Genomic DNA, 6,645 nt, shown 5'->3' with positions numbered 1-6,645 from the left:
CCGCGGGCGCGGGGCCGCCCCCCCGCCCGGCCCCCCCCCCCCCCGCCCCCGCCCTCCCCCCCCCGCCCCCCTCGGCCGCCCCCCCCCGCGCCGCCCGCGCCGGGCCCGGTCTGCGTCGGCGTCATGGCCTTCCACGGCGGGAACGACGACCGCGCCCGGGCGGAGGAGATCCACCGGCGCTACCTCGACGGGACGACCCGCTTCGTCCGCGCGCTGGTCGAGGACGGCAGACGGGTCCGGCTGCTCATGGGCGACGACGTTGACAGGCCGGTGGTCGCCGCGATCCTCGACGCGGTGGACTCGCCGCTGCTCACCGCCGCCTCGCCGGCCTCACTGGCCGACCTGATGAGGGAGACGGCCGCCGCCGACACCGTGGTGGCGACCAGGTACCACAACCTGATCTGCGCGCTGAAGGCCGGCACGCCGACGCTCGCCCTGAGCTACGCGGCGAAGAGCGAGGCGCTGATGGCCCGGATGGGGCTCGGCGAGTACTGCCACCCGGCCCGCGAGGTCGACGCCGACCGGCTGATCGAGCAGTTCCGGGCGCTGGAGAAGCAGTCGCCGGAGCTGCGGCGGACCCTCGCCGAGCGGAACCTGACCGCCCGCCGGGAGCTGGAACAGCAGTTCAGCGCCCTGACGGCGGCCCTCTTCCCGGCGGCCGGCCACGCCCGCTCCCGTTCCGACGCCCCTGACCCGTACCACGCCGAGAACCACGCCCACGACCAGAACCGTACCCACGCACACGACCACACCCACGACCACGCACCACGGGAGGCTCCATGAAGGCGACCGAAGTCCCGGCGATCGCCGGCGCGTACCTTTTCGAACCGACGCCGTACGCCGACGAACGCGGCTTCTTCTGCCGGACGTTCGACGCCGAGGTGGTCCGCTCGGTCGGCCTCGACCCGGCCGCCTTCGTCCAGCACAGCGTGTCCCGCTCGGTCCGCGGCGTGCTGCGCGGCCTGCACCTGCGCTCCGGCGCCGGTGAGGCCAAGCTGGTGCGCTGCTCCTACGGGAAGGTCTTCGACGTCGTCGTGGACCTGCGCCCGGATTCGCCGACCTACCGCAACCAGGCCTTCTTCGAGCTGAGCGGCGAGACGCAGGTGAGCGTGTACATCCCGGCGGGCTGCGCCCACGGGTTCCAGGCCCTGACCGACACCGCCGACGTCTCGTACCGGATCGACCGCCCGCACGATCCGGCCGAGGACGTGACGATCGCCTTCGACGACGTGGAACTCGCCGTGCCCTGGCCGCTGCCCGCCGTGTCGGTGTCCGAGCGGGACCGGAAGGCGCCGAGCCTCGCCGAGGTCCTGCGGCACGAGGGGCGGTCGGCGTGAGCACCCAGCAGAGCCAGGACGCCCGGGGTTCGCGGGGCTCCTCGGGCCCGCAGGACGCTGACGGGTTCAGCCTGCCGCGGTCGCGGACGGCGAACGAGAGGCTGCACGCCGTGGTCCCCGGGGGCGCGCACACCTACGCCAAGGGCGACGACCAGTACCCCGAGAACCTGGCCCCGGTCATCAGCCACGGCCGCGGTGCCCACGTGTGGGACGTCGACGGCAACCGCTACGTCGAGTACGGCTCCGGCCTGCGGTCGGTCAGCCTCGGCCACGCCCACCCGCGCGTGCTGGAGGCGGTGCGGCGGGAACTCGACCGCGGCAGCAACTTCGTCCGGCCGTCCGTCCTGGAGGTCGAGGCCGCGGAGCACTTCCTGGCCACGGTGCCGACCGCCGAGATGGTGAAGTTCGCGAAGAACGGCTCCGACGCCACCACCGCCGCCGTGCGACTCGCCCGCGCCGTCACCGGGCGCCCGCGGGTGGCCCTCTGCGGCGACCATCCGTTCTTCTCCGTCGACGACTGGTTCATCGGCACCACACCGATGTCCGCCGGTGTCCCGGCCGCGACCACCGAGCTCACCGTGGCGTTCCCCTACGGGGACCTGGCCGCCACGGAGGAACTGCTCACCCGGTACCCGAACGAGATCGCCTGTCTGATCCTCGAACCCGCCGGCCACACCGAACCGCCGCCCGGGTACCTCGCCGGCCTGCGCGAGCTGGCCGACCGGCACGGCTGCGTCCTGGTCTTCGACGAGATGATCACCGGCTTCCGCTGGTCCGAGGCGGGCGCCCAGGGCCTGTACGGCGTCGTCCCCGACCTCTCCACGTTCGGCAAGGCCCTGGGCAACGGGTTCGCCGTCTCCGCCCTGGCCGGGCGCCGCGACCTGATGGAGCGGGGCGGGCTGCGTCACTCCGGCGACCGGGTGTTCCTCCTGTCCACCACGCACGGCGCGGAAACGCACGCGCTGGCCGCCGCGATGGCCGTGCAGACCACCTACGTCGAGGAGGGCATCACCGCTCGGCTGCACGCGCTCGGCGAGCGGTTGGCCGCCGGTGTCCGCGAGGCCGCCGCGGGTGCGGGCGTCGGCGACCACCTCGTCCTCCGGGGCCGGGCCAGCAACCTGGTCTTCGCCACCCTCGACGAGGACCGGCAGCCGTCGCAGCAGTACCGCACCCTGTTCCTGAGCCGGCTCCTCGCGGGCGGGGTGCTGGCACCGTCGTTCGTGGTGAGCAGCGCGCTCGACGACGCCGACATCGACCGCACCGTCGACGTGGTGGCGGGGGCCTGTGCCGTGTACCGGAAGGCGCTGGACGCCGGCGACCCCGCCCCCTGGTTCGCCGGGCGGCCGGTGAAGCCCGTCTTCCGGCGCCTGGTGTGACGGGGCGTCACGTCTCGGGCAGCGACGTGACGTGACGTCGGTTGCGCTTCCGCCGGGCGACCTCGGCCACCCGGTCGACCGCCCACGCGGTCGCCGGTACCACCGCCAGCGCGGTGCACCAGCCGCCGAGGGCGTCGGTCGGGTAGTGCGCGCCCAGCGCGACCTGTGCCCAGCCCATGGCGGCGCCGGCGACCAGCGCCGCGGCTCCCACTAGCTGGGGCCCGGCCTTGGGGCGTAGGCGGGGCCGGTCCCGGCCTCGGCCGCGGGTCGCGAGCATCGCCACCACGAGGGCGAGCGCGGTGGCGAAGGCGGTGTGGCCGCTCGGGTAGGACAGGTACCCGCCGTGGATGGTGCGTCCCACCAGGTGCTTGAGCAGCGTCGTCGCACCCACGGAGATGCCGACGCCGACGACGAGGAACACCGCTGCGCGAGGTCGACGAAGCAGCAGGCAGCCCGTCACGAGTGCCGCGACCAGTGTCGCGGCGCCCACCGGCTCCCCCAGGGAGTCCGTCGCCAGCGCGACGTACCGCCACGGCGGCCCCGCGCCGTCCACCGCCGTCAGGATCCACGCGTCCGCCCTGCCGGGCCCGCCCGCGTCGCCGTACCGGATCCCGAGCAGGACGACCACCAGCGCGGCGAGGGCCGCGATCGACCCGAGCCCCACGCGCAGCGCCGGGGGCAGCACCACGGGCGCCGGCCGGCCGGTCACCCCCACCGCGTCCGATCGGCCTGCGGCCTCAACGGCGGGACGTCGCCTCCGCACCTCTTCAGGCATGGGCCGAGTATGTCAGCGGCTCACCGGCGCCGGCAGCCGTTCACGAAGACCGGCCCCGCCCGGATCGGGTCGCCGGATCGTGCCGGACGCCCGGCGCGTGGCGCCGGGCGTCGTGGAGGACGGCCGGCGGGAGCCGCCCTGTCACCCGGCCCGGAAGGGCGCCGGCCGCGACCGTCAGTAGCCGCTGCCGCGCTTGACCTGGGCCCGCTCGACCTCGGTGGTCGCCCCCTTGCGGTCCAGGGTGGCACACGCATCGGCGATGTCCTGGGTCAGGCGGTCGATCTGACCGCGACTCAGGGTCTCCTTGACCAGGGCCCGCAGGATCTTCACCCGCTCCGCGTTGGGCGGGAGCGTGTACGCCGGCACCATCCAGCCGCGCTCGGCCGAGAGCTGCCAGGCGATGTCGGACTCGTCGTAGGAGTGCTCGCCGGCGAGGCGGAAGGCGACCAGCGGCAGCTGTTCGAGACCGCTGCCGATCACCTCGAACCGGCCGCTGTCCCGCAGGTTGTCCGCCAACGCGCGGGCGTTCGTCTGCATCGTCTCCATGACGTAGGTGTAGCCCTGACGGCCCAGCCGCACGAAGTTGTAGTACTGCGCGAGCACCATCGACGCGCCGGTCGAGAAGTTCAGCGTGAACGTCGCGTCGGTCTTGCCCAGGTAGTTCTCGTAGAACACGAGGTCCTCGGCCAGGTCCGACTCCTCGCGGAAGACCAGCCAGCCGATGCCGGGGTAGACCAGGCCGTACTTGTGTCCCGAGACGTTGATCGACCGGACCTGTTCGAGCCGGAAGTCCCACTTCGAGTCCGGGTAGAGGAAGGGCCACACGAAGCCGCCGCTGGCACCGTCGACGTGGATCGGGATGTCGAGGTCCCGCTTCCTGCGGATCCCGCGCAGGAGCTCGTCGATCCCGACGACGTCGTCCTTGTGGCCGGTGAAGGTGGTGCCGACGACGGCGACGACGCCGATGGTGTTCTCGTCGAGGTGGGGCTCGACGTCCTCCGGGCCGATCGTGTACTTGTCCTCGGCGAGCGGCACGATCCGCGGCTCGACGTCGAAGTAGCGGCAGAACTTCTCCCACACGACGTGGACGTCACCGCCGAAGACCAGGTTGGGCCGGTCGACCGACAGGTTGGCCGCCTTGCGGCGCTCCCGCCACTTCCACTTCAGCGACAGCGCGCCGAGCATGATCGCCTCGGACGAGCCCTGGGTCCGGCATCCGGTGGTCCTGCCCGGCGCGTTGAAGAGGTCGGCGAGCATCCGCACGCAGCGCTGCTCGATCTCGGCGGAGATGGGGTACTCCGCGTGATCGATGAAGTTCCGGTGCAGGTTCTCGGCGATGATCCGCTGCGCCTCCGGCTCCATCCACGTGGTGACGAACGTGGCGAGGTTGCGCTGCGGGTCGCCCTCCATGACGAGGTCCTCGTCCACCAGCCGCATGGCGTCCGTCGCGGTCATGCCCGTCTCGGGAAAGGTCTCCGAGGGGGCGGGCACGGTCAGGAAGCGGTTGCCGAACAGGGCCCCGACGTCACTCTTGCTCATGTCGGCGACTCAACCAGTTCCGGGCCGGGAGTCGCGCCCGGGACTCATGAGCCGAATCGAAAGCACCCGAACGGCCTACCGTCCCGGGCGGGCGGCGACACCCTCCGGCCGCGGCACCCGCGGTCCGCGGGGCGCACGTCCGCAGGGCCGATCAGGTGGCGGAGGCCGCGTCCGGCCCCGTCGGGCGGCTGCGGGACTCGTCGACGCGGTTGAATCCCACGGGCCCCGGAACCCATCGAGAGGACAACCGCGATGACCGGCGACACCACCGTGCTGCTGGGTCCCGCATGATGTCCTGGGCCACCCGGTTCCGGCTGCGGCAGTACGCCAAGGCGAGCCTGTGGATCGTCCCGCTGTTCGGGCTCGTCCTCGGCGTCGCGCTGGCCGAGGCGGCGGCGGCCGTGGACGGCGCGCCCTGGCTGCCGAAGAGCTGGGACTACTCCGCGACGACCGCGAGCACCGTCCTCAGCTCGGTGGTCGGCTCGATGATCGCGCTGCTGGGATTCGTCGTCACCATCGGCGTCCTCGTCATCCAGCAGGCCACCGGCACGCTCTCGCCGCGCTACATGCGGCTCTGGTACCGCGACCGGCTGCAGAAGGCCGTCCTGGCCACCTTCACCGGCACCTTCGCGTTCGCGTACACGCTGCTGCGGAGCATCGAGACCGACTCCGTGCCGAACCTCGGCGTGACCCTGGCCGGTGTCGCCGTCTCCGTGAGCCTCCTGCTCCTGCTGATCTACCTCAACCGCTTCACCCACAACCTGCGGCCGGTGGCCATCGCCGACATCGTGGGGCGCCAGGGCGAACAGGTCCTCGACCGCGCGGCGGCCCGCCTCCGGACGTCCGCGCTACCGGGCGGGACGCCGCCGGCCGACGGCCCGGCGGTGCTCGTCCGCTCGGAACGCGGAGGGGTCATCCAGGCGTTCGACGCGCCCGGCATGGTCGAGCTCGCGGCTCGGCACGACTGCGTCCTCGTCCTGGCCGCCCCCGTCGGCGACTTCGTGCCCCCCGGCGCCACCGTCGTCCGGGTCCACGGCGGCGCGGCCGCGCCCGACCCGCACCGGGTGACCGGCCTCCTCGCGCTCGGCGCGGAGCGGACCATCGAACAGGACCCGGCCTTCGCCCTGCGCATCCTCGTCGACATCGCCATCCGCGCCCTCTCCCCCGCCGTCAACGACCCCACCACCGCCGTCCAGGTGCTGAACCACATCGAGGCGTTCCTGCACGCCGTCGGCCGCGTCGGACTGCGCGGTCACTACGTGCTCGCGGACGACCGCGGCCGGCCGCGCCTCGTGCTGCCCGACCGGTCCTGGGAGGACTACCTCGAACTCGGCGTCACCGAGATCCGCGACTACGGCGCGAGCTCCGTCCAGGTCTGCCGGCGGCTCCGGTCCCTCCTCGAAGACCTCCTCGCGGCGCTGCCCGACACCTGCCGGCCCGCTCTCCGCACCGAACTCCGCCTCCTCGGCGACGCGGTCGAGAGGGGCTTCGACGACGCCCCCCGCCGCGCCCGCGCACGGACGGCCGACCCCCAGGGTCTCGGGGGACGGCAGACCCGGGACGCGCTCCCCGACGCGCTCCCCGACGCGCCGGCGGCCGACGGGCCCGGCCCCTAGGC

The 6,645-nt window shown here is 73.4% G+C and carries 6 protein-coding genes; 4 read left to right on the top strand and 2 right to left on the bottom strand.

What is annotated here, in order from left to right:
- The 3 genes from ACFWOG_RS09110 to ACFWOG_RS09100 form a co-directional block, all read left to right on the top strand.
- Positions 1 to 783 (top strand): polysaccharide pyruvyl transferase family protein (locus ACFWOG_RS09110; protein WP_380356288.1); only part of this gene is annotated, 783 nt, incomplete at its 5' end.
- A complete protein-coding gene (gene rfbC, locus ACFWOG_RS09105; RefSeq protein WP_329881629.1) occupies positions 780 to 1,337 on the top strand; it encodes a dTDP-4-dehydrorhamnose 3,5-epimerase in 558 nt (185 codons plus the stop codon). The genes ACFWOG_RS09110 and rfbC, both read left to right, overlap by 4 nt.
- A gap of 71 nt (positions 1,338 to 1,408) precedes the next feature.
- Complete coding sequence (locus ACFWOG_RS09100; RefSeq protein ID WP_380356330.1) at positions 1,409 to 2,713, top strand: glutamate-1-semialdehyde 2,1-aminomutase; 1,305 nt, start codon at positions 1,409 to 1,411, stop codon at positions 2,711 to 2,713.
- 7 nt (positions 2,714 to 2,720) lie between these two features.
- Here the strand turns inward: ACFWOG_RS09100 and ACFWOG_RS09095 are convergent, their stop codons facing one another.
- Positions 2,721 to 3,422, bottom strand: a complete 702-nt coding sequence (locus tag ACFWOG_RS09095; RefSeq protein ID WP_380356327.1) for a phosphatase PAP2 family protein — start codon at positions 3,420 to 3,422, stop codon at positions 2,721 to 2,723.
- Between the two features lie 240 nt (positions 3,423 to 3,662).
- Entirely contained in the window at positions 3,663 to 5,027 is a 1,365-nt protein-coding gene (locus tag ACFWOG_RS09090) for a glutamate decarboxylase (protein ID WP_329881628.1), read from the bottom strand.
- A 287-nt stretch (positions 5,028 to 5,314) separates the two neighbouring features.
- On the opposite strand from ACFWOG_RS09090, the gene ACFWOG_RS09085 reads away from it, so the two are divergent.
- On the top strand, positions 5,315 to 6,643 hold the full coding sequence (locus ACFWOG_RS09085; protein ID WP_380356284.1) for a DUF2254 domain-containing protein: 1,329 nt from the start codon (positions 5,315 to 5,317) through the stop codon (positions 6,641 to 6,643).
- Positions 6,644 to 6,645 lie beyond the last annotated feature (2 nt).

This window comes from Kitasatospora sp. NPDC058406, from assembly GCF_042722765.1.
Classification (GTDB): domain Bacteria; phylum Actinomycetota; class Actinomycetes; order Streptomycetales; family Streptomycetaceae; genus Kitasatospora.
This window is presented reverse-complemented; position numbering and strand designations above follow the sequence as displayed.

Excerpts from the sequence above, each read along its gene's own strand:
- rfbC (WP_329881629.1), top strand. The coding sequence starts at position 780 with ATGAAGGCGACCGAAGTCCCGGCGATCGCCGGCGCGTACCTTTTCGAA.
- ACFWOG_RS09090 (WP_329881628.1), bottom strand. The coding sequence starts at position 5,027 with ATGAGCAAGAGTGACGTCGGGGCCCTGTTCGGCAACCGCTTCCTGACC.
- ACFWOG_RS09085 (WP_380356284.1), top strand. The coding sequence starts at position 5,315 with ATGATGTCCTGGGCCACCCGGTTCCGGCTGCGGCAGTACGCCAAGGCG.